The following is a 20,470-nucleotide window of genomic DNA, read 5'->3' on the forward strand; positions in this document are numbered from 1 at the left end:
CGACCCGGCCACGGGCCGGCGGCCTATGACTCCCCCCTCCGTCGGCTTCGCCGACACCTCCCCCACAGGGGGAGGGCCTATGCCCGTGGTCCCCCCAGTCGCCCTGGTCGCCACCGAGGGCGGAACCCGCCGCCTGGCCGCCGTCGACGACGCGGCCGCCGCCCTGGGCCTGCATGTCGGCCAGAAGGCCGCCGACGCCGCGGCTCTGGTTCCCGACCTGGTCACCGCCGACCACGACCCCGAGGGCGACCGCGCGGCGCTGGAGATCCTGTGCGACTGGTGCGTGCGGTTCTCGCCGGCCGTGGCCCTCGACGGGCTGGATGGCCTGCTGCTGGACGTCGAGGGCGTCTCGCACCTGTGGGGCGGCGAGGCCGCCATGCTGGACGACCTGCTGGCCCGGCTGGAACGCTGGGGCGCGCCGGCCCGCGGCGCGATAGCCGACACGCCCGGCGCGGCCTGGGCCCTGGCCCGCTACGCCAAGGGCCGCACGATCGCCCCGCCCGGCGGCCAGGGCCCGCTGCTGGCGCCCCTGCCGGTGGCGGCCCTGCGGCTGGACGAAGCGGCCCAGGCCCAACTGCCGCGCCTGGGCCTGTTCCAGGTCGGCCAACTTCTGAGCCTGCCGCGCGCTCAGCTGGCCAAGCGGTTCGGGCTGAGCACGGTGCTGCGCATCGACCAGGCCCTGGGCGCGGCCCGCGAGGCCCTGGTCTTCCGTCGCCCGGCCACCCCGTGGTTCGACCGCCTGGCCTTCTTCGAGCCGATCAGCGTCCTGTCCGACCTGGAGCGGGTGACCGGCGACATCTGCGCCCTGCTGTGCGCCCGGCTGGAGGCCGAAGGGCAGGGCGCGCGGCGGTTCGAGCTGGTGTTCCACCGCCTGGACGGCAAGGACCAGCCGGTGCGCGTGGGGCTGTCGCGTCCGGGCCGCGATCCGGCCCGGATCGCCAAGCTGCTGAAGCCGAAACTGGACACGGTCGATCCCGGCTTCGGGATCGAGGTCGTCACCCTGTGGGCGGCCGACGTCGAGCCGCTGTCGACGGCGCAACGCAGCCTGGACGCCGACGGCGGGGTCAGCCTGGAGGAGGGCCTGGCGCCGCTGGTCGACCGGTTGATCAACCGCCTGGGCGAGGATCGGGTCTGGCGCGCCGATCCCTATGAAAGCCACGTGCCGGAACGCTCGGTGAGACGCGCCGCCCCGCTGGATCCGACGCCGGAAACCGTCTGGGACCCTGACCGTCCTCGGCCGTCCCGCCTGCTGCGCCGGCCGGAGGTGATCGAGGTCCTGGCCAAGCTGCCCGACGACCCGCCGGTCCAGTTCCGCTGGCGCGGCAAGTCGCGCCGCGTGCGCCTGGCCGAGGGCCCCGAACGGATCGGCCAGGAATGGTGGCGCAAGGCCTTCGACGAGGTCGGGCCGGGCAAGGTGCGCGACTATTACCGGGTGGAGGACGAGACGGGCGAGCGGTTCTGGATCTTCCGGGCGGGGTTGTATGGCGACGGGGAGAAAGTCCCCAAGTGGTGGTTGCATGGCCTGTTCGGTTGAGCAGTCCCTCCCCCTGTGGGGGAGGCGATCGCGTAGCGATCGGTGGGGGGATATGGCTGAGGTGGGACCACTCCCCCCTCCGGCCCATTCGGGCCGCCTCCCCCACAGGGGGAGGACCTGATGGCGCGATACGCCGAGCTCCAGGCCACCACCAACTTCTCCTTCCTGCGCGGGGCCTCCCACGCCCAGGAGCTGATGCTGACCGGCCAGGCCCTGGGTCTGAGCGCCGTGGGCGTCGCCGACCGCAACAGCCTGGCCGGGGTGGTGCGGGCCTGGACGGCGGCCAAGGACCTGGAGATCCGCGCCCTGACCGGCTGCCGGCTGGACTTCATGGACGGCACGCCCAGCCTGCTCTGCTACCCGTCCGACCGCGAGGCCTTCGCCCGCCTGACCCGGCTGCTGACCGTCGGCCAGCGCCGGGCCGAGAAAGGCGAGTGCCGCCTGTTCTGGAAGGACTTCCTGGAGCACGCCGACGGCCAACTGGCCCTGATCGTGCCGCCGGCCAAGCTGGACGAGGCCTTCGAGATCGACTTGACCCGCATGGCCGGCGAGCTGCGCGGCCGGGTCTGGCTGGCCGCCAGCCGGGCCTACGCCGCCCAGGATCTGAAGCGCCTGTCGCGGCTGTCGGACCTGGCGCGCGACGCCCGCGCGCCGATGGTGGCCACCAACGACGTGCTCTATCACGGCCCCGAGCGGCGGCCGCTGCAGGACGTGATGACCTGCATCCGCGAGGGCTGCACGATCACCGAGGCGGGCTTCAAGCTGGAGGCCAACGCCGAGCGCCACATCAAGACCCCGGCCGAGATGGCCCGGCTGTTCGAGCGCTGGCCCCAGGCGGTGGAGCGCACGATGGAGATCGTCGAGCGCATCGGCTTCGACCTGGGCGACCTCAAGGAGCAGTACCCGGACGAGCCGGTGCCGCCGGGCAAGACGGCGATGCAGCACCTGACCGACCTGACCTGGCAGGGCGCGGCCTGGCGCTATCCCAAGGGGGTTCCCGACAAGGTCGCCGACCAACTGCGCGAGGAGCTGCGGCTGATCACCAAGATGGACTACCCCAACTATTTCATCACCGTGCACGACATCGTCCACAAGGCGCGGGAGATGGGCATCCTGTGCCAGGGGCGCGGCTCGGCGGCCAATTCCTCGGTCTGTTTCTGCCTGGGGGTGACGGCGATCGACCCCACCGAGCACCGCCTGCTGTTCACCCGCTTCATCTCCGAGAACCGAGGCGAGCCGCCGGACATCGACGTCGACTTCGAGCACGAGCGGCGCGAGGAGGTGATGCAGTACGTCTACGAGCGCTATGGCCGCGAATACGCCGCCATCTGCGGCACGGTGATCCACTACCGCCCGCGCAGCGCCATCCGCGACGTCGGCAAGGCCCTGGGCCTGACCGAGGACATCACCGCGATCCTCGCCAACACCGTCTGGGGCAGCTGGGGCGACGGCCTGCCCGACGAGCACATCAAGCAGACGGGCCTGGATCCCCGGAACCCGCAGATCGCCCGGGCCATCGCCCTGGCCACCGAGCTCCTGCAGCATCCGCGCCACCTGTCGCAGCACGTCGGCGGCTTCGTCCTGACCAAGCGGCGGCTGGACGAGACCGTGCCGATCGGCAACGCGGCGATGAAGGACCGCACCTTCATCGAGTGGGACAAGGACGACATCGACAGCCTGGGCCTGATGAAGGTCGACGTGCTGGCCCTGGGCATGCTGACCGCCATCCAGCGGGCGTTCGGCATGCTGCGCGCCGACCACGGCCAGCCGATCGTCGACCTGGCCGACGTGCCGGTCGAGGTGAAGGGCGTCTACGACATGCTGTCCAAGGCCGACAGCGTGGGCGTGTTCCAGGTGGAAAGCCGGGCCCAGATGTCGATGCTGCCGAGGCTCCGGCCCAACCGGTTCTACGACCTGGTGATCGAGGTTGCGATCGTCCGGCCGGGGCCGATCCAGGGCGACATGGTCCATCCCTATCTGCGCCGCCGCAATGGCCAGGAGCCGGTCGAGTTTCCGGCTCCGTCGCCGGAGCACGGGCCGCCGGGCGAGCTGGAAAGCATCCTGGGCAACACCTACGGCGTGCCGCTGTTCCAGGAGCAGGCCATGAGCCTGGCCATCGAGGCGGCCAAGTTCACGCCCGACGAGGCCGACGGCCTGCGCAAGGCCATGGCCACCTTCAAGAATCTGGGCGACCCGGCCCAGTACCGCGACAAGTTCGTCGAGGGCATGGTGTCGCGCGGCTACGAACGCGACTTCGCCACGCGGTGCTTCAAGCAGATCGAGGGCTTCGGCTCGTACGGCTTCCCGGAAAGCCACGCGGCCAGCTTCGCCAAGCTGGTCTATGTCTCGGCCTGGCTCAAATGGGCCTGGCCGGACGTGTTCTGCGCGGCCCTGATCAACTCCCAGCCGATGGGCTTCTACCAGCCGGCCCAACTGGTGCGCGACGCGCGCGAGCACGGGGTCGAGGTGCGGGCCCCGGACGTGTTGATGAGCGACTGGGACTGCACGCTGGAGCCTTCCAAGACTGTCATCCCGGACGAAGCGAAGCGAAGATCCGGGACCGACCTGGAACGCGGCGCTCAGGCGTCGGTCCCGGATCTTCGCGCTGCGCGCTACGTCCGGGATGACAGAGTTTTTCAGCCGGCTCCCGACAAGCTCTTCAACCCCGACACCCGCCCGTCCTGGAAGGCCGTCCGCCTGGGTCTATGCCAGATCAAGGGGCTGAAAAAGAAGAAGAAACCGGAGGACGCCGATCTCGACGCCGATCTCATCGTGGCCGCCCGCGACGCCGGCGCACGGGCCCCCGCCGACTTCGCCCGGGCCGGGGTCTCGCAGCGCGGGTTGGAGCTGTTGGCCGAGGCCGACGCCTTCGCGTCCACGGGGCTCTCCCGTCGCGACGCCCTGTGGGCGGTCAAGGGTCTGAAGGGCGAGGTCAAGATCGACAGCCAGGCGCCGCTGCTGGCCGGCCTGCCGCTGTTCGAGGACGCCGTCGCCTTGCCGACCATGGGGCTGCCCCAGCAGGTGGCCGAGGACTACCGCACCACCAGCCTGTCGCTGAAGGCCCACCCCTGCGGCTTCTTCCGCTCGATGCTGGAGCGGATGGGCGTGATCACCGCCGAGCGGCTGAAGGGTCTGCCCAACGGCCGCAAGGTCAGCGTCGGCGGGCTGGTGCTGATCCGCCAGCGGCCGGGCACCGCCAAGGGCGTGGTGTTCCTGACCCTGGAGGACGAGACGGGCGTGGCCAACGCGGTGGTCTGGAAGGACTGCTTCGACGCCAACCGCCGCACGGTGATGAGCGCCTCGTTCCTGATCGTCCACGGCAAGGTCCAGGCCGCCGACGGCGTGATCCACGTGGTGGCCGAGGGCTTCACCGACCTGTCGGCCGAACTGGCGCGGATGAAGGAGGACCCCGAGGGGCCGGCCCCGTCGGTGCGGATGCGGACGTCCGGCCGGCTGCAGCGGAGCCGGGATTTCCATTGAGGATTTCCCTCCCTCTCTCAAAGAGAGAGGGATTCCGACGCGCGGCTTGCCGTCTCCTCGATCGCCACCTTCGTCCCCGCCACCTTGGCCAGCAGCGCGAACAGGGCCGCCGTGTCGATCGGCTTGCGCAGCACGCCGTCGGCGCCGTCGGCCCGGTAGCGGGCGACGTCGTCGTCGAAGACGTTGGCGGTCAGCATCCAGACCGGGGTGCGGGGACGCAGGGTCGCGGTCTCGAGCTGACGAATCTGGGCCAGGGCCGCCACCCCGTCCAGCACCGGCATGTTGACGTCCATCAGCACCAGGTCGAAGGCCTCGGCCCGCCAGGCGTCCAGGGCCTGGGCGCCGTCCTCGGCGAAGACCAGCTCGACCGACGAGGCGGCCAGCAGGGCGACCAGCACCCGGCGGTTGGCGGGATTGTCCTCGGCCGCCAGCACCCGGATCGGCGCGGCTACGTGGGCCTCCGCCGCGGCGTCGGCGGCGGGCGCCGCCAGAACGTCCGCCTCGAAGGCGAACCAGAAGACCGCGCCGCGTTTGACGCCCTTGGGCGGCTGTGCGTCGCCTTCGGGAATGTCGTCAACGCCGATCTCGCCGCCCATCAGGGCCAGGTTGGCCGCGCAGATCGACAGGCCCAGCCCGCTGCCGCCCAGACTTCGTCCGCGCTCGGTCTGGTCGAAGGCGTCGAACATCCGTGGGCGATCTTCCGGCGGCACCAGCGCGCCGGCGTCGCGAACCTCGATCAGGGCGGTCAGCCTCTGGTCCTTCGCCATCCCAGCCAGGCGGACCACCACCGCGCCGCCCGACGGCGAGGCCTTCAGGCCGTTGGAGACCAGGTTGACCAGGGTCTGCTCCAGCTTGGCCTCGTCGGCCAGCAGGCCGTAGGCCAGGCTGGGATCGGCGTCCTCGAAGCTCAGCAGCACGCCGACCGCCTGGGCGTGCGCGCTCCAGACCCGCACCACCGTGCGGACCAAGCGGCGCAGGTCGACCGGCGCCAGGATCAGGGCGGCCTGGCCGGCCTGGACCTTGGTCAGGTCCAGCACGGTGTCGAGCAGGCGGGTCAGCTGGGCGCCGCCCTCCAGCACGCCCTGGGCCAGGTCGGCCTGGGTCGGAGTCAGGAAGGTGTCGCGACGCAGGGCGTGGGCGAAGCCGAGCACGGCGTTGAGCGGGGTGCGGATCTCATGGCTGGCGACGGCCAGCAGGTCGGACTTGGCGCGGCTGGCGGCCTTGGCTTCCGCCACGGCTTCGGTGAGGTCGGCGTTCTTGCGGGCCAGGTCGCGCAGGGCCTGGGCCAGGGCGCGGTCGGTCGTCTGCTGGCGCCAAGTGGCGCTCAGCACGGCGACGATGAACAGCAGCATGGCGGCCGCGTAGTGGTTGGCGGCCAGCGGCGTGTGGCGGTCGAACGCGATCCACAGCAGCGTCGCCACCGGCGGCCCGACGGCGGTGATGTAGCTGACCCTGCCGGTGTGCACGCGCAGGGCTCCGAACAGCAGCACGCAGGTCGCCAGCAAGGCGGCTTCGACCCGCATGATCGGCGCGTCCATGAGCCGGATCTTGACGGCCAGGGCGCAGGCGTTGGCCGACAGCAGGAAGACCAGGCCGATCGACTGCCAGCGCAGCCGCCGGAGCGCCACGACAGGGTCGGAATGGCGCAGCGCCACCTCCGTCGCCAGGAACAGGGCCGCGTAGATGCAGATCTCGACCGCGCCGAACAAGACCATTCGCATGGGGGTGTAGAGCGCCAGCAGAACCACGAAAACGGCGACCAGAACCAGGCGGGCGCGCACGATGCCGCGCGTATATCGAACAAACCCGTCCAGGCGGGTGACGTCCACCGTCTGTTCGAACATCCAGGCTCCCGCCGACGCAACTGATGTCCCAAGGATGAGACGGCTCGCCATTGCAAGCGTGGCGAGACAGAGCATGGGAGGCTGATTCTGGCTTTCCCGCTCGCCTCACACGCGATGTCGGGGCGACAGATTTGCCCGGATCAGACCTGGGTCTTGGCCGCGGCGGTCTTGGTCTTGCCCGTGACGGCCTGAGCGGGCGACACGGCCCGCAGCCCCTCGACCAGGGCGAACAGCTGGGTGCGGACGCTGAACTCGTCGCCGGCCAGGGCGGCGGTCTCCAGGGCGGCCAGGGCCTCGGGGGGGATCGAGGTCAGCGGCGTCAGCGGCGTGGCCTCGGTGACGCCCTCGGCCTTGGGGCGGGCGGTCTCGTTGATGTCGACCAGGGCCTCGGTCAGCTTCTCGCCGGGGCGCAGGCCGGTGATCTTGATCTCGATGTCGCGGTCGGGGACCAGGCCCTGCAGCTCGATCATCCGTCGGGCCAGGTCGATGATCTTGACCGGCTCGCCCATTTCAAGCGTCAGGACGCCGGTGGGGGGCTCCATGTCGCCGGCCGACAGGGCCACGGCCCGCAGCACCAGCTGTACGGCCTCGGGGATGGTCATGAAGTAGCGTTCGACCTCGGCGTCGGTCAGGGTCACCGGACCGCCGCGGGCGATCTGGTGCTGGAAGATCGGCACCACCGAGCCGGCCGAGCCCAGCACGTTGCCGAACCGCACGACGCTGACCCGGGTATGGGATCCGTCCCCTTCGGTACCTTGGGCGAACTGGCGGACCACGGCCTCGGCCACCCGCTTGGTCGCGCCCATCACGCTGGCCGGGGCCACGGCCTTGTCGGTGGAGATCAGGGCCAAGTGGGCCGCGCCGCAGGCCTTGGCGGCGGCGGCGACGTTGCGGCTGCCCAGCACGTTGGTGCGCACGCCCTCGCAAGGGTGGTTTTCGACCAGGGTGACGTGCTTGAGGGCGGCGGCATGGAAGACCAACTCGGGCTTCTCGGCGGCGAACACCAGGTCCAGGCGGGCGGCGTCGCGCACGTCGCACAGCACGTCGCGGCGCGGCAGGGCGGGCCAGGCCTCGCCCAGTTCGCGGTCGATGTGGAACAGGTTGGCCTCGGCGGCGTCCAGCAGGGTCAACTGGGCGGGGCCGCTGGCGGCGATCTGGCGGGCCAGTTCCGAGCCGATGCTGCCGCCGGCCCCGGTGACCAGCACCCGCTTGCCGGCCACCAGCGCGCGGACGGGCTGGGGGTCCAGCCGCACCGGCGCCCGGCTGAGCAGTTCTTCCAGGCTGATCTCGCGCAGCGCCGAACCGCCGCTTCCCGTCGAGGCCGCCATGTCCACCAGGCCCTGGCGGCGCAGCAGGCGCACGCCCTCGGTCTTCAGCCGGCCCAGGCGCTCGGTCCCGAAGGCGCTGAGCGGGCCGTCGCTGAGGAACAGCAGGGCCGACGGCTGCAGGCCGCCGTCGCGCAGCTGGGCCATGACCGCGTCGAAATCGTCGATGACGCCCAGGATGCAGACGCCGCCCAGCTCGTCGCCGGTCTCGCGGGCCTCGGGGGTCAGCACCCCGACCGGGGCGTAGCGTTCGCCCAGGGCGGCGGGCGCGCGCAGGAAGGCCTCGGCCTCGTTCGCCGAGCCGACGATCAGCAGGCGGGGCAGGGCGGGCGAGGCGGGCGCCGGGCGCAGGCGGGTCAGGGCGTCGACCAGCACCTTCTCGTGCAGGGCGCGGCGCACGATGCGCAGTCCGGCCAGCAGGGCGGTCAGCAGCAGGAAGGCGGCGGCCAGGGTGCGCAGGCCGCCCGGCTGGCGCACGTCCATCAGGCGGGCGATCAAGGCGAAGGTCAGGACCGCCAGCAGGGCCGAGCGCGCCAGGCGCAGGCCGTCGCTGGCCGCGAAGAACCGCCAGGGCGAACGCTCGACCTGGAACAGGATCTCGACCAGCAGGGCGCAGCCGGCGAACAGGGTTGCGAGGGCAAGGGCCGAAGCGGTGAAGGGCGTCGCGCCGGCGGTCAGCGCCTGGGCCGCCAGCATGGCCATGAAGGCCAGCACCATGTGCGCCGCGATCTTGCCCATACGACCCATACGCAAACTCCCGCCGCGGTCGCCGTAGAGCCGCTTCGAACGCGGCTTAGCACGCTCCGCGTGCGTCGTCGCCGGTTGAGGTGGCCGTGTCGTCGACGTCGTGCGTCAGCCCCGCGCCAAGGGCAGCAGTTGGACCACCTCGCCGACCTCCGCCGCCGGCGCGCCGGCCGGGCGCATGACCAGGCAGTCGGTGCGGGAGAACACGCCGATCAGCGAGGAGTCCTGGTCGGGGAAGGGCGTGACCATCACCCGGCCCTCGGCGTCGATGGCGCGGGCGGCGCGCATCCAGTGTTCGCGCGGGCCGGTGGCGGGCAGGGGCGCGGTCAGGACCCCGGCGCAGATCGCCAGGGCCGGATCGGCGCCGGTCAGGGCGGCCAGCAGCGGCCGCAGGAACAGCTCGGCGCAGACCAGGGCCGAGGCCGGGTTGCCAGGCAGGCCCAGCACGCGGCGGCCGTCTCTTAGCGTTCCAAACCAGGTCGGCTTGCCCGGGCGCACTGCGACGGTCTGGACGCGCAGGTCCAGGCCCAGGGTCTCCATGGCCGGCTTGACCAGGTCGTGGTCTCCGACCGAGGCCCCGCCGACGGTGACGATCAGGTCGCCCTCGGCTTCGTCGACCGCGCGGGCGATGGCGGCCAGGTCGTCGGCCTGGGCCTTCAGCTTGACGGCCTCGCCGCCCCAGGCCGTGACCAGGGCCGCCAGGCAGAACGAGCCGGACTCGAAGATCTGGTCGGGCGCCGGGGTCGCGCCGGGCGGGACCAGCTCGTCGCCGGTGGCCAGGATGGCGACGCGGGGGCGGCGCGCGACGCTCAGGTCGGCGCGTCCGGCCGCGGCGGCCAGCGACAGTCGCCAGGCGTCGATCCGCGCGCCTTCCGCCAGCAGAAGATCGCCGGACCGGAAATCGCCGCCGGCCGGCCGGATGTTGCCGGGCGGCGGGTCGCGATCGATCGTGAAGCCGACCGTGTCGCCGTCGCGTACGGCGTTCTCCTGGATCACCACCAAGTCGGCGCCGGGCGGCACGGGGGCGCCGGTGAAGATCCGCACCGCCTGGCCGGCCTCGACCGGCTGGGCGTAGGACCGGCCCGCGGCGCTCTCGCCGACGATGCGGAACCGCGCTTCGGGCAACAGGTCGGCGCGGCGGATCGCCCAGCCGTCCATGGCCGAGGCGTTGAACGGCGGCTGGTCGCGGTCGGCGGCGATCGGCGCGGCCAGCACCCGGCCGATGGCGTCGGCCAAGGCGACCTGCTCGATCCCCAGCCGCGCGGCGTCGGCCAGCATCCGGCTCCGCGCCTCCTCGACGGTCAGGTTCTTCAGTTGAAGCTCGTCGCCGCCCACACCCGCACTCCCGCAACCATGAGCCATTTGTAACGCGCGTCGCCGGGCCGCGCTGTTATGGTTTTCCGATAGCGGCCCTAGAATTGATCGGGGAGATCTTCGTGACCACCAAGCGCGACGGCGACGGCGACAGCGACAACAGCCTCCGCGGCTGGCTGAGGACCATCCTCCTGACCCTGGCCATCGTGCTGGTCCCAAGGGTGGTGCTGTGCCAGCCCTTCACCATCCCGTCCGGCTCGATGGAGCCCACCCTGCAGGTCGGCGACTACATCCTGGTCAGCAAGTATCCCTATGGCTGGAGCCGGCACTCGATCCCGCTCAGCCCGCCGCTGCCGCAGGGCCGGCTGCTGGGCCAGGCGCCCGCGCGGGGCGACATCGTGGTGTTCAAGAAGCCCAACGACGGCCGCACCGACGTGATCAAGCGGCTGATCGGCCTGCCGGGCGACAAGGTCCAGGTGGTCGAGGGCGTGGTTCGGATCAACGGCCGCCCCGTGCCGCGCGAACTGGTCGAAACCTCGGTCGAGGCCCCGTTCGGCGAGGCGATCCCGGTCGGCCGGTTCAGGGAGACCCTGCCGGGCGGCAAGACCTATGTCACCAACAGCTGGGGCTCGGGCACGCCCGGCGCCAACACCGGGGTCTACACGGTGCCCGAGGGCTGCTTCTTCGTGATGGGCGACAATCGCGACAACAGCCTGGACAGCCGTTTCGACGCCGGCGCGATCCCCAAGGGTCAGTCGGCCTGCGCCTGGGACGGCGCGCTGGACGCCTATCTGCCGCCGGAACTGGGCATGGGCTACATCCCCGCCGACGACCTGGTGGGCCGGGCCGAACTGGTGGTGGCCTCGATGAGCCCGGGGGCGAGCGTGCTCCAGCCCTGGACCCTGGTCAGCCACATGCGCTGGGACCGGACGTTCAAGCGATTGGGGGGCGGCGCTAGCTAAACCTCAGTTGTCATCCCGGGCGTAGCGAAGCGAAGACCCGGGACCGCCGGAAACGCCGAGTTCACGCGTCGGTCCCGGATCGGCGCGCTTCGCGCTTGTCCGGGATGACAACGATAGAGATGAAGGACGTTTAGTCCCTTACCCCACGAAGGCCCGCTCGATCACGAAGTCGCCCGGCTCGGCGTTCGAGCCTTCGACGAGGCCGTGGGCTTCCAGCAGGGCGGCGGTGTCCTTGATCATCGCCATCGAGCCGCACAGCATGGCGCGGTCGTGCTCGGGGTCGAACTTCACCTGCTCCAGGCCGAGATCGGCGAACAGCCGGCCGCTCTCGATCAGGTCGGTGAACCGGCCCTGGCGCTCGAACGGCTCGCGGGTGACGGTGGGATAGTAGACGAGCTGGGCCTTGGCCTCGTCGCCGACCAGCGGGTCGTCGTGGATCTGCGCGGTGAACAGGTCGCGATAGGCCAGCTCCTGCACCTCGCGCACGCCGTGGGCGACGATCACCTGCTCGAAGCGGCTGTAGGCGTCGGGGTCGCGAGCCACCGACAGCCAGGGCGCCAGGCCCGTGCCGGTGCCGAACAGGAACAGGCGCTTGCCGGGGCGCACGGCGTCCAGCACCAGGGTGCCGGTCGGCTTCTTGCCCAGCAGGACCTGGTCGCCTTCCTTGATCTGCTGCAGGCGCGAGGTCAGAGGCCCGTCGGGCACCTTGATCGAGAAGAACTCCAGCTCTTCGGCGAAGTGCGGCGAGCCGATCGAATAGGCGCGCAGGATCGGCTTCTTCTCGCCCAGCTCCTCGCGGGGCGGCAGGCCGATCATCACGAACTCGCCCGAGCGGAAGCGGAAGCTGGCCGGGCGGGTGATGGCGAAGCTGAACAGGCGGTCCGTCCAGTGCTTGACCCACAGCACGGTCTCGGTGTGCCAGGCGGCTTCCTTGGGAGCCGGGGGGGCGGACGCGGGAGCGGTGGTTTCGATGGCCGTCATAATGTGCGTTTCAAGTCCTGGACGCGCGGCGGACCGCGAGGTTCGAAAGATGGCGCCGCCACGGCCCTGAAGCGACTGCGTCTCATGTGAGCACAGGCGCGTGGATGTCAACTTTGGTGGTCTGAAAGGGCTTTGAGAAAATCTTCCCCAAAAGCGTCAAAATGGCGGGCGCCTGTTTTTTGAACCGTGTCAAAATTGTGATTGCCGCCTCCCGAAACGGGGCGCACTCTTCCTCTTGTTTCCACGTCGCAAGACGACGCGGGGGCCAATGATACGGAGGAACGTATGCGGGTAAGGTTCGTAAAGGCCGCCGCGGCGGCCAGTCTGTTAGCGTTAAGCGTAGCTGCCTGCGGGCAGGAAACCGGAAGCTCAGCTCAACAAGCCCAACAGGTCTCCCTGGAAGGCAAGTCGGTCACGGCCTCGGGCTGCGTCCGGCCCGTGGAATCGACGTCGTGCATGGTGGTTCGCGGCCCAGGCGGCGGCTACTACGACATCTCCGGGGCGGCTCCAGCGCCGGATCCCACCAAGGGCGTGGCGATCTCCCTTCAAGGACGCGACCTGGGTGAGAACACCCAGTGCGGCCGCAAGCTCGCGGACGTGAAGTGGTCGTACCTGAACATCCAATGCGCCGCCCTTACCCCGGCGCCCGCGCCGGAAGCCGAAAAGGCCGGCTAGTCAACGCTAGGCTTCGCCGGAGCCCGGATCCGTCCGGGTCTTCGGCGAGTCGGAGCTTTTCTCCGCGCCGCGAGGCTCGGTCGCGGGGCGTGGGGCCTTGCCGCCGTCGCGGTCGGCGCCTTGGTCCGTGCCTTGCGCCGGACGCTGGTTCTCGTTCTCCACCTCGCGGTTCGAAGGCCGCTCCGGGTTCGGGCTGGCGGATGTCGGCATGGCGCGTTTCCTCCGGACTTTGGCTTGACGCCAAGGCCTAACGCGTCGCGCCGACGGCTGATCCTTCGGAACCGGAGCCATCGAATGCGCGGATCGCGCTCCGGCCGCTTGCCGGGCTCGAACGACCCTGCTAAACGACGCGGCTCTGGCGATGAGACCAACGCGCTGGCGGGCTTCAAAGAGCCTACCGGCGCGATGTTCATTGTCGGAAAGCCGGAATCTCCGCTAAGGGGATCGCGGTTCCGCAGGAGTGTAGCTCAGCTGGTAGAGCATCGGTCTCCAAAACCGAGGGTCGTGGGTTCGAGTCCCTCCACTCCTGCCACTATATGTCATCGGTCACCCCGGCTTTCGGGCTGACCTATCGAAAGTCGCGAGCCTCTTAAGTCATGGCCAGGAAACCGGGTTCTAGCCCGTCTGCGATCAAGAACCGCGCCGCGAAGACGGCCGCGGCGCTCGCGCCCGCCGGTCAGGCGTCGACCGCCGCCGCCAAGGCTCCGGCCGCGCCGAAGAAGCCGTTCAATCCGCTTCGCTTCGCGCAGGAAGTCCGCGCCGAAGCCCGCAAGATCACGTGGACCACCCGCAAGGAGACCTGGATCACCTCGGTGATGGTCTTCATCATGGTGGTGCTGGCTTCGCTGTTCTTCACCTTCGCCGACTGGATCCTGGGCCTGGGCGCCAACCTGCTCCTCAAGATCGCCGCGGGATAAGAAACATCATGAGCACCGAAACCGCGTCCAATCCGAACCACAAGTGGTACATCGTCCACGCCTACTCGAACTTCGAGAAGAAGGTGGCCGAAAGCATCCGCGAACAGGCCAAGAGCCACGGTCTGGAAGACAGCTTCTCCGAAATCCTGGTTCCGACCGAGGACGTCGTCGAGATCCGTCGCGGCCGCAAGGTCAACGCCGAGCGCAAGTTCTTCCCCGGCTACGTGCTGGTGAAGATGAACCTCTCGGACGAAGCCTACCACCTGATCAAGAACACCCCGAAGGTCACGGGCTTCCTGGGCAGCGCTTCCAAGCCGCAGCCGGTCTCCGAAAAGGAAGTCCAGCGCATCATCGGCACGATCGAAGAGGGCGTCGAGCGTCCCAAGACCGTGGTGCTGTTCGAGGTCGGCGAGAACGTCCGCGTCACCGACGGTCCGTTCGCCAGCTTCAACGGCTCGGTCGAGCAGGTCGACGAGGAGCGGGCCCGCCTGCGCGTCACCGTCTCGATCTTCGGTCGCGCCACCCCGGTGGAACTGGAATACAGCCAGGTCGAAAAGATCGCCTAAGGGCGGCCTGATCGCCGAAGCTTCGAAAACCCCGCGTCGGAAACGGCGCGGGGTTTTTGCTGTCCGGAGCGCCGGGCGAGGGTTGACGCCTCATCTTTAATATAGCCAATTAGCAATATAGCTATGAGGCAATCCACGATGCTCGCCGCCCAACCCCAGCAGCTGGACCTGGTGTTCGCCGCCCTGGCCGATCCCACCCGGCGGGCCATCCTGGCGCGGCTGGCCCAGGGCGAGGCCACGGTCAACGACCTGGTGGCGCCGTTCGCCCTGGCCCAGCCGACCATCTCCAAGCACCTGAAGGTGTTGGAGGGCGCGGGCCTGGTGTCGCGCGGCCGCAGCGCCCAGTTCCGCCCCGTGCGCCTGGAGGCCGGCCCCCTGGCCAGCGTCGAGCAATGGGTCGGCGGCTACCGCCAGTTCTGGACCCAGAGCCACGACCGCCTCGAGGCCTATGTCAAAATCCTGCAAGCCGAGGAGACCTCGCATGACGCCCCCCACGAAGACTGAGTCCGAAACCGATCGTCAGATCATCATCGTCCGCCAGTTCGACGCCCCGGCCCGCGTCCTGTTCCTGGCCTACAGCAAGCCCGAGCACCTGAAGCAGTGGTTCGGTCCGGTGGGTTGGCCGCTGACGCGGTGCGAGATGGATTTCCGGGTGGGAGGGCTCTACCGCTTCGCCATGACCGGCCCCGACGGCGCCGAGGGCCCGCTTTTCGGCGGCGAGTATCTCGAGATCGAGCCCGGCAAGCGGCTCGTCTACACCAACGGCTTCGAGGCGCCGGGTTCGCCGCGCTTCGAGGTGGCCATCACCTTCGACGAGGCCGGCGGCAAGACGACCCTGACCATGGTCTCGACCTTCGAGTCCAAGGCCGTGCGCGATCAGTATGCCGAGCTGGGCTTCAAGGAGGGGACGAACTCGGGCCTGGATCAGCTGGCCGGCGTGGCCGCGGCGCTGCAGGCGAAGGCGGACTGAGGCGGATCTGGGGACGCACACTCATGGCAAGGCCTCGCCAAATGTCGTGAAGACTCAGGTGTGAGTGTGTGTCCCCGCCCGTGGGCTAGGCGGCGCCGCGCAGCACCTTGATCAAGGCGGCCAACTCCTCGTCCGCCAGGCCTCGCGCCTCGGCCTTGCGAAGCCAGGTGCTGACCAGGTTGGGCACGGCGTCGTCGAGGCCCAGGTCGCGCGAGCTGGCCAGGATACGCTCGACCGCCGAGATCGAGATGCGCAGCGGGCTTTCGCTGACCGTGAAGTCGCCGGATTGGATCACGCGGCCTTCGTGGGCGAAAAACGCGCCGAACGAGGGCGAGATGTCCTCCACCAGCTTGCCGTAGGCGGCCACGTCGATGCCGACGGTCTCGGCGATGCGCGCGCCGTGCAGGAAGCCGGCATAGGCCCCGTAGACATAGGACAGCGTCGCCAGATCCATGAAGGCGGCGGCGTCGATCCGCTCGCCCACCCGCACCAGGTTGCCGCCCAGCACGCGGAGCACGGGTTCGACGGCGTCGATATCGCCGGACGCGCCAGAGACGAGGATCGGCGTGTCCGGCTGGCCCATCTGGCTGGGCGCCGCCTGGATCGCGCCGTCGACATAGCGGCCGCCGGCCGCGGCGACGCGCTGCTCGAAGGCGCGTGCGGCCTCGGGGCCGCTGGTGCCGAGATTGACGATCAACCGGCCGGCCAGCGCCTGGCTGACGCCCTCGGCCGAGAGGACGGCGTCCGTGGCCGCGTCGTCGTAGAGGATCACCAGCGTGACCGGGCTGGCGGCGATGGCCTGGGCCGGACCCGAAGCCGCCTTCACCCCGCTGGCGGCCAGCGCGCGGGTCTTGTCCGGCGAGCGGTTCCAGGCCGTGACGGAATGGCCCGCCGCGACAAGGAGTTTGGCCAGGACCACGCCCATCTGGCCCAGTCCGATCAAGCTGACGTCCGACATTTGCGTTTTCTCCGATGCAAATCCGTTGGACGTCGGAAGTGGGGAGGCTACCTTCCCAACCGCAAGAACTCACCAATTTGTCAGGTACTTACCAAATGGTTAGTCATGGAGCGGCGGCGACGCCGAACTACGCCTGCGGCATCGGCCCGGCGTTCGCGGTGATCGGCGGCAAGTGGAAGGCCGCCCTGCTGTGGGAGCTCCGCGACGGCCCGCTCCGCTATGGCGAACTCAAGCGCCGTGTCCGCGGCGTGACCGAGAAGATGCTGATCCAGCAACTTCGGGAATTGGAGCGGGATCAGCTGGTGACGCGTCACATGTTTCCGCAGGTTCCGCCGCGCGTGGACTACCAGCTGACGGATTGGGGCGAGCGGCTGAACGCGGCCCTGGCGCCGATCGCCGACTGGGGAGAGGCCTACGCCAAGGCGACAGGAACCTACCCCGAAGCGTGACCTCAGGCCTCCTCGAACGCCGACAGGATGGGGCAGGGGCCGGCGGTGGTCTCGCCGCAGGCTCGGGCCAGGCGCTTGAGCGCATCGCGGGCCGTCTCCAGCTCGGCGATCCTGGCGTCCAGGGCGACGATGCGCTCCAGGGCCAGGCCGCGGGCCCGGGCGTGGTCGTCGCCGGCGTCCAGGGCCAGCAACTCGGCGACCTGCTCCAGGGTGAAGCCGGCGGCCTGGGCCGCGCGGATGAAGCGCAGGCGACGCACGTCGGCCTCGCCGTAGCGGCGCACGACGCCGGCCGAGCCGCCGCCCTCGGGCCGGGCCGGCTGGTCCAGCAACCCGCGCCGCTGGTAGTAGCGCACGGTCTCCACGCCCACCCCGCCGGCCTTGGCCAGTCCCGCGATCGTCGTCGTCTTCATGTCTTGACTCCGTACCATGGTACGGAACCCATATGAGCGGGGTCCCGTTCTCGGGCAAGCCGGAGAGACCCTCGCGATGACCGCCGCCGCCAAGACCCCGCCCCGGACCGCCGTCCTCTATCGGATGGCCACCGCCCAGCACCTCTGCCCCTGGGGGCTGCGCGCCAAGGACCTGCTGCGTCGCCAGGGCTACGCCGTCGAGGATCACCTGCTGACCACGCGCGAGGCGATCGACGCCTTCAAGGCCGCCCACGAGGTGGCGACCACGCCCCAGACCTTCATCGACGGCCGGAGGATCGGCGGCTACGATGACCTGCGCCGCCACTTCGGCAAGCCAATGCGCGACCCCAAGGCCAAGACCTACACGCCGGTGATCGCGGTGTTCGCCGTCACCGCCCTGATGGCCCTGGCCGTCAGCCGCGCCGCCACCGGCCAGGCCCTGACCCCGCAAGCCCTCCAGTGGTTCATCGCCTTCTCGATGTGCGTGCTCGGTATCCTGAAGCTGCGCGACGTCGAGACCTTCGCCACCATGTTCCTGGGCTACGACCTGCTGGCCCGGCGCTGGCTGCCCTACGGCTACCTCTACCCGTTCGCCGAGGTCGGGGCCGGGGTGCTGATGATCGCCGGCGTCCTGACCTGGCTGTCGGCGCCGGTGGCGCTGTTCATCGGCGGCGTCGGGGCGGTGTCGGTGTTTAAGGCCGTCTATGTCGACAAGCGGGAGATGAAGTGCGCCTGCGTCGGCGGCGACAGCAATGTGCCGCTGGGCTTCGTCTCGCTGGTCGAGAACCTGATGATGGTGGTCATGGCGCTCTGGATGCTGGCGATGTAGCGGCCTTTACGCCCCGCTTACGCCGGCGGCGCGGAGTCGAATGGAGCCCTTACGCGGTTCGGCGCGACAAGGACGGGTGTTTCCCAGACTGGAACCCGTCCGATGTCCGTCTTCCACTGCAAGCTCGCCTCCCTGGCCCTGGCCCTCGCCGCGGTCGGAGGCTTCGTCCTGCTGCTGATGCTCGCCGCCCAGCATCCGCACGAGGCGCCGCTGCTGCGCATCCTGGCCTTCCTGTGGCTGATCGCGGCGGGCGCGTCGAAGCTGGTCTTCGACCTGACCGAGGCGGTCGGGCGCGAGGAACGGCCCAAGCCGTTGCGCCGCGCCAAGGAATAGCGAGGATGCGCCCGCCCGCCGCCGCTTCCAGGACCCGACCATGATCGACCTCGCGATCCGCCCCGTGACCCGCGCGGACCACGAGCAGTGGCTGTCGTTGTGGGATGGCTACAACGCCCACTACGGCCGCTCGGGCGACACGGCGCTGGATCCGGCGGTCACGGCGATGACCTGGTCGCGGTTCTTCGACGCCTACGAACCGGTCCATGGTCTGGTCGCCGAACAGGACGGCCGCCTGCTGGGCCTGGCGCACTACCTGTTCCACCGCAGCACCATCTCGATCGAGCCCAGCTGCTACCTGCAGGACCTGTTCTCGACGCTCGGCGCGCGCGGCAAGGGCGTCGGTCGGGCGCTGATCGAAGCGGCCTACGACGCGGCCAAGGCGGCGGGGGCGAGCCGGGTCTACTGGCAGACCCACCAGACCAACACCACAGCCATGCGGCTGTACGATCATGTGGCCGAGAAGTCCGGGTTCGTCGTCTATCGCAAGCTGCTCTGACGTCTTCCGCGCTGGAAGGCGCTACCTCGCCCGCAGCCCCGCCATCATCACGCTCAGCAGCCGCCGCGCGCCGGCGTCCCAGCCAGGCTGCTCGTAGCCGATGCTGAGGCCGCTCATCATCCTGAGGATGTCCTCGAAACCGATGTCGGGCCGGATGTCGCCGGCGGCGCTGGCGGCTTCGGTCAGGCGCTCCAGGGTCGGCAGGATGGTCGCGCCCGAGCTGGCGTAGAGCTTCGAGCCTTCGCCGGGATCGGCGCGCAAGGCCGGAGCCACGACCCGCTTGGTGGCCATGTAGTCGATCAGCAGGTTCAGCCAGGCCTCCAGCGCTTCGCCGGCGGCGCGCTCCGCCAGCAGGGCGTCGGCCGAGGCGGCGAGTTGCTCGATCTCCCGCGCGTAGACGGCGGCGATCAGGGCCTCCCGCGTCGGAAAGTGGCGATAGAGCGTGCCGATGCCGACGCCGGCCCGCCTTGCGATCTCCTCCAGCGGCGCTTCGGCGCCCAACGCGGTGAAGGCCGTCTTGGCCGCCGTCAGCAGGAGGTCGCGGTTTCGCAGGCTGTCGGCGCGGGGCTTGCGGGCCTTGATTTGGGAATCTTCGGGCATCGGCCTTGAAAAACGGAGGGTGCCTCCGAATATGTATCCGGAGCCTTCCTCCATTTAATCTCCCCGGCGGGCTCGGACAACAACCCTGCAAGGGAATCGAGAGTCATGAGCGAACAATTCGGCGCCAAATCCACCACCGACGACGTCCTGGCCGGCGTCGATCTGACGGGCAAGCGCGTCCTGGTCACCGGCGTTTCGGCCGGGCTGGGCGTGGAGACCGCCCGCGTCCTGGCCGCCCACGGCGCGGACGTCGTCGGGGCGGCCCGCGACCTGGCCAAGGCCGAAGGCGCGACCGCCGTCGTCCGCGAAGCCGCCGCCAAGAGCGGTGGTTCGCTGTCGCTGGTCGAGTTGGACCTGGCGAACCTGAAGAGCGTCCGCGCCTGCGCCGACGCCCTGGTCGCCGACGGCAAGCCCTTCGACCTGGTCATCGCCAACGCCGGGGTGATGGCCCCGCCGTTCGGCAAGACCGCCGACGGCTTCGAGACCCAGTTCGGCACCAACCACCTGGGCCATTTCGTGCTGATCAACCGCATCGCCAGCCTGCTGAAGGCGGGTTCGCGCGTGGTGTCGCTGGCCTCGTCGGGCCACCGCTTCTCGGACGTGAACCTCGAGGACCCGAACTTCGAGACCACCGAATACGTGCCGTTCGAAGCCTATGGCCGCTCCAAGACCGCCAACATCCTGTTCGCCGTCGAGTTCGATCGCCGCCACAAGGATCGCGGCGTGCGGGCCGCGGCCGTCCATCCGGGCGGCATCCAGACCGAACTGGCCCGGCATCTGGACCCGGCCTTCATCCAAGGCTGGATCGACCAACTGAACGCCCAGGCCGCCGCCGCCGGCCAGCCGCCCATCGAATGGAAGACCATTCCGCAAGGCGCGGCCACCAGCGTCTGGGCGGGGGTGAAGGCGCCGGTCGAGGAGGTCGCCGGCCGCTATAGCGAGGACTGCCACGTGGCCGAACTGGTCGACGATGCTTCGCAGATCCGCGCCGGCGTGCGGTCCTACGCCCTCGACCCCGCCCGCGCCCAGGCCCTGTGGGCGCTGAGCGAGCGGATGGTCGGCGAGAGTTTCTAGGGCCTG

At 70.0% G+C, this 20,470-nt stretch carries 21 protein-coding genes, 1 tRNA gene and 1 pseudogene; 14 read left to right on the forward strand and 9 right to left on the reverse strand.

From position 1 onward, the window contains the following. Positions 1–79: 79 nt before the first annotated feature. Complete coding sequence (locus AC1DYP_RS12970; protein WP_477046680.1) at positions 80–1,534, forward strand: Y-family DNA polymerase; 1,455 nt, start codon at positions 80–82, stop codon at positions 1,532–1,534. A 120-nt stretch (positions 1,535–1,654) separates the two neighbouring features. Next, entirely contained in the window at positions 1,655–5,014 is a 3,360-nt protein-coding gene (locus AC1DYP_RS12975) for an error-prone DNA polymerase (protein WP_477046681.1), read from the forward strand. A 17-nt stretch (positions 5,015–5,031) separates the two neighbouring features. Here the strand turns inward: AC1DYP_RS12975 and AC1DYP_RS12980 are convergent, their stop codons facing one another. The 3 genes from AC1DYP_RS12980 to AC1DYP_RS12990 all read right to left on the reverse strand — a co-directional run bounded on the left by AC1DYP_RS12980 (position 5,032) and on the right by AC1DYP_RS12990 (position 10,262). Next, on the reverse strand, positions 5,032–6,858 hold the full coding sequence (locus AC1DYP_RS12980; RefSeq protein WP_477046682.1) for a response regulator: 1,827 nt from the start codon (positions 6,856–6,858) through the stop codon (positions 5,032–5,034). Positions 6,859–6,998: 140 nt separating this feature from the next. Beyond that, the gene (locus AC1DYP_RS12985; protein ID WP_477046683.1) at positions 6,999–8,930 is read right to left on the reverse strand and encodes a polysaccharide biosynthesis protein; all 1,932 of its coding nucleotides are present in this window, start codon (positions 8,928–8,930) and stop codon (positions 6,999–7,001) included. 105 nt (positions 8,931–9,035) lie between these two features. Continuing rightward, the gene (locus AC1DYP_RS12990; RefSeq protein ID WP_477046684.1) at positions 9,036–10,262 is read right to left on the reverse strand and encodes a molybdopterin molybdotransferase MoeA; all 1,227 of its coding nucleotides are present in this window, start codon (positions 10,260–10,262) and stop codon (positions 9,036–9,038) included. A 101-nt stretch (positions 10,263–10,363) separates the two neighbouring features. Here AC1DYP_RS12990 and lepB point away from each other — a divergent pair, with 101 nt between their 5' ends. After that, the gene (lepB, locus tag AC1DYP_RS12995) at positions 10,364–11,203 is read left to right on the forward strand and encodes a signal peptidase I (protein ID WP_477046685.1); all 840 of its coding nucleotides are present in this window, start codon (positions 10,364–10,366) and stop codon (positions 11,201–11,203) included. A gap of 138 nt (positions 11,204–11,341) precedes the next feature. Here the strand turns inward: lepB and AC1DYP_RS13000 are convergent, their stop codons facing one another. Beyond that, on the reverse strand, positions 11,342–12,184 hold the full coding sequence (locus AC1DYP_RS13000; RefSeq protein ID WP_477046686.1) for a ferredoxin--NADP reductase: 843 nt from the start codon (positions 12,182–12,184) through the stop codon (positions 11,342–11,344). Positions 12,185–12,640: 456 nt separating this feature from the next. Here AC1DYP_RS13000 and AC1DYP_RS13005 point away from each other — a divergent pair, with 456 nt between their 5' ends. Next, positions 12,641–12,859 carry a hypothetical protein gene (locus tag AC1DYP_RS13005; protein WP_477034178.1) on the forward strand — a complete coding sequence of 73 codons (219 nt, stop codon included), beginning with the start codon at positions 12,641–12,643 and terminating at the stop codon, positions 12,857–12,859. A gap of 6 nt (positions 12,860–12,865) precedes the next feature. On the opposite strand, the gene AC1DYP_RS13010 is transcribed toward AC1DYP_RS13005, so the two are convergent. Further along, positions 12,866–13,069, reverse strand: coding sequence for a hypothetical protein (locus AC1DYP_RS13010; protein ID WP_477046687.1), 204 nt, complete (start codon positions 13,067–13,069; stop codon positions 12,866–12,868). A gap of 246 nt (positions 13,070–13,315) precedes the next feature. On the opposite strand from AC1DYP_RS13010, the gene AC1DYP_RS13015 reads away from it, so the two are divergent. From AC1DYP_RS13015 to AC1DYP_RS13035, 5 genes are all read left to right on the forward strand, one after another. Next, positions 13,316–13,391: transfer RNA gene (locus AC1DYP_RS13015), tRNA-Trp, on the forward strand. Between the two features lie 64 nt (positions 13,392–13,455). Next, positions 13,456–13,776 (forward strand): preprotein translocase subunit SecE, encoded by a 321-nt coding sequence (secE, locus tag AC1DYP_RS13020; protein WP_477034180.1) that lies wholly within the window; start codon positions 13,456–13,458, stop codon positions 13,774–13,776. An 8-nt stretch (positions 13,777–13,784) separates the two neighbouring features. Then, positions 13,785–14,342 (forward strand): transcription termination/antitermination protein NusG, encoded by a 558-nt coding sequence (gene nusG / locus AC1DYP_RS13025; RefSeq protein WP_422178370.1) that lies wholly within the window; start codon positions 13,785–13,787, stop codon positions 14,340–14,342. 138 nt (positions 14,343–14,480) lie between these two features. Then, complete coding sequence (locus tag AC1DYP_RS13030; protein WP_477046688.1) at positions 14,481–14,846, forward strand: ArsR/SmtB family transcription factor; 366 nt, start codon at positions 14,481–14,483, stop codon at positions 14,844–14,846. Then, positions 14,824–15,312, forward strand: coding sequence for an SRPBCC domain-containing protein (locus tag AC1DYP_RS13035; RefSeq protein WP_477046689.1), 489 nt, complete (start codon positions 14,824–14,826; stop codon positions 15,310–15,312). The genes AC1DYP_RS13030 and AC1DYP_RS13035 overlap by 23 nt, the downstream gene beginning before the upstream one ends. A gap of 85 nt (positions 15,313–15,397) precedes the next feature. Here the strand turns inward: AC1DYP_RS13035 and AC1DYP_RS13040 are convergent, their stop codons facing one another. Together AC1DYP_RS13040 and AC1DYP_RS13045 are read right to left on the reverse strand one after the other, a co-directional pair. Continuing rightward, complete coding sequence (locus tag AC1DYP_RS13040) at positions 15,398–15,766, reverse strand: imine reductase family protein (RefSeq protein ID WP_477046749.1); 369 nt, start codon at positions 15,764–15,766, stop codon at positions 15,398–15,400. A 36-nt stretch (positions 15,767–15,802) separates the two neighbouring features. Beyond that, a pseudogene (locus AC1DYP_RS13045) lies at positions 15,803–16,279 on the reverse strand (NAD(P)-dependent oxidoreductase); the annotation flags it as partial. 86 nt (positions 16,280–16,365) lie between these two features. On the opposite strand from AC1DYP_RS13045, the gene AC1DYP_RS13050 reads away from it, so the two are divergent. Continuing rightward, positions 16,366–16,719 (forward strand): winged helix-turn-helix transcriptional regulator, encoded by a 354-nt coding sequence (locus tag AC1DYP_RS13050; protein WP_477046690.1) that lies wholly within the window; start codon positions 16,366–16,368, stop codon positions 16,717–16,719. Between the two features lie 2 nt (positions 16,720–16,721). Here AC1DYP_RS13050 and AC1DYP_RS13055 read toward each other — a convergent pair whose 3' ends face one another. Then, a complete protein-coding gene (locus AC1DYP_RS13055; protein ID WP_477046691.1) occupies positions 16,722–17,129 on the reverse strand; it encodes a MerR family transcriptional regulator in 408 nt (135 codons plus the stop codon). A gap of 76 nt (positions 17,130–17,205) precedes the next feature. Between AC1DYP_RS13055 and AC1DYP_RS13060 the strand changes: the two genes are divergently transcribed. The 3 genes from AC1DYP_RS13060 to AC1DYP_RS13070 all read left to right on the forward strand — a co-directional run bounded on the left by AC1DYP_RS13060 (position 17,206) and on the right by AC1DYP_RS13070 (position 18,790). Beyond that, the gene (locus tag AC1DYP_RS13060; protein WP_477046692.1) at positions 17,206–17,958 is read left to right on the forward strand and encodes a MauE/DoxX family redox-associated membrane protein; all 753 of its coding nucleotides are present in this window, start codon (positions 17,206–17,208) and stop codon (positions 17,956–17,958) included. A gap of 102 nt (positions 17,959–18,060) precedes the next feature. Continuing rightward, entirely contained in the window at positions 18,061–18,291 is a 231-nt protein-coding gene (locus AC1DYP_RS13065; protein WP_477046693.1) for a hypothetical protein, read from the forward strand. 40 nt (positions 18,292–18,331) lie between these two features. Further along, positions 18,332–18,790: an N-acetyltransferase family protein gene (locus tag AC1DYP_RS13070; protein ID WP_477046694.1), complete on the forward strand. Its 459-nt coding sequence runs from the start codon at positions 18,332–18,334 to the stop codon at positions 18,788–18,790. A 21-nt stretch (positions 18,791–18,811) separates the two neighbouring features. Here AC1DYP_RS13070 and AC1DYP_RS13075 read toward each other — a convergent pair whose 3' ends face one another. Continuing rightward, a complete protein-coding gene (locus tag AC1DYP_RS13075; protein WP_477046695.1) occupies positions 18,812–19,390 on the reverse strand; it encodes a TetR/AcrR family transcriptional regulator in 579 nt (192 codons plus the stop codon). A gap of 105 nt (positions 19,391–19,495) precedes the next feature. Between AC1DYP_RS13075 and AC1DYP_RS13080 the strand changes: the two genes are divergently transcribed. Next, positions 19,496–20,464 (forward strand): SDR family NAD(P)-dependent oxidoreductase, encoded by a 969-nt coding sequence (locus AC1DYP_RS13080; protein WP_477046696.1) that lies wholly within the window; start codon positions 19,496–19,498, stop codon positions 20,462–20,464. The last annotated feature ends 6 nt before the right edge of the window (positions 20,465–20,470 follow it).

This window comes from Caulobacter sp. P1_D6 (genome assembly GCF_056406095.1).

Excerpts from the sequence above, each read along its gene's own strand:
- AC1DYP_RS13070 (WP_477046694.1), top strand. The coding sequence starts at position 18,332 with ATGATCGACCTCGCGATCCGCCCCGTGACCCGCGCGGACCACGAGCAG.
- nusG (WP_422178370.1), top strand. The coding sequence starts at position 13,785 with ATGAGCACCGAAACCGCGTCCAATCCGAACCACAAGTGGTACATCGTC.
- AC1DYP_RS13080 (WP_477046696.1), top strand. The coding sequence starts at position 19,496 with ATGAGCGAACAATTCGGCGCCAAATCCACCACCGACGACGTCCTGGCC.
- AC1DYP_RS12980 (WP_477046682.1), bottom strand. The coding sequence starts at position 6,858 with ATGTTCGAACAGACGGTGGACGTCACCCGCCTGGACGGGTTTGTTCGA.
- AC1DYP_RS13055 (WP_477046691.1), bottom strand. The coding sequence starts at position 17,129 with ATGAAGACGACGACGATCGCGGGACTGGCCAAGGCCGGCGGGGTGGGC.
- AC1DYP_RS13050 (WP_477046690.1), top strand. The coding sequence starts at position 16,366 with ATGGTTAGTCATGGAGCGGCGGCGACGCCGAACTACGCCTGCGGCATC.
- AC1DYP_RS12975 (WP_477046681.1), top strand. The coding sequence starts at position 1,655 with ATGGCGCGATACGCCGAGCTCCAGGCCACCACCAACTTCTCCTTCCTG.
- AC1DYP_RS13030 (WP_477046688.1), top strand. The coding sequence starts at position 14,481 with ATGCTCGCCGCCCAACCCCAGCAGCTGGACCTGGTGTTCGCCGCCCTG.
- AC1DYP_RS13010 (WP_477046687.1), bottom strand. The coding sequence starts at position 13,069 with ATGCCGACATCCGCCAGCCCGAACCCGGAGCGGCCTTCGAACCGCGAG.
- AC1DYP_RS13000 (WP_477046686.1), bottom strand. The coding sequence starts at position 12,184 with ATGACGGCCATCGAAACCACCGCTCCCGCGTCCGCCCCCCCGGCTCCC.
- AC1DYP_RS13065 (WP_477046693.1), top strand. The coding sequence starts at position 18,061 with ATGTCCGTCTTCCACTGCAAGCTCGCCTCCCTGGCCCTGGCCCTCGCC.
- AC1DYP_RS13075 (WP_477046695.1), bottom strand. The coding sequence starts at position 19,390 with ATGCCCGAAGATTCCCAAATCAAGGCCCGCAAGCCCCGCGCCGACAGC.
- AC1DYP_RS13060 (WP_477046692.1), top strand. The coding sequence starts at position 17,206 with ATGACCGCCGCCGCCAAGACCCCGCCCCGGACCGCCGTCCTCTATCGG.
- AC1DYP_RS13040 (WP_477046749.1), bottom strand. The coding sequence starts at position 15,766 with ATGGATCTGGCGACGCTGTCCTATGTCTACGGGGCCTATGCCGGCTTC.
- AC1DYP_RS13035 (WP_477046689.1), top strand. The coding sequence starts at position 14,824 with ATGACGCCCCCCACGAAGACTGAGTCCGAAACCGATCGTCAGATCATC.
- secE (WP_477034180.1), top strand. The coding sequence starts at position 13,456 with ATGGCCAGGAAACCGGGTTCTAGCCCGTCTGCGATCAAGAACCGCGCC.
- AC1DYP_RS12970 (WP_477046680.1), top strand. The coding sequence starts at position 80 with ATGCCCGTGGTCCCCCCAGTCGCCCTGGTCGCCACCGAGGGCGGAACC.
- AC1DYP_RS13005 (WP_477034178.1), top strand. The coding sequence starts at position 12,641 with ATGGTGGTTCGCGGCCCAGGCGGCGGCTACTACGACATCTCCGGGGCG.
- AC1DYP_RS12985 (WP_477046683.1), bottom strand. The coding sequence starts at position 8,930 with ATGGGTCGTATGGGCAAGATCGCGGCGCACATGGTGCTGGCCTTCATG.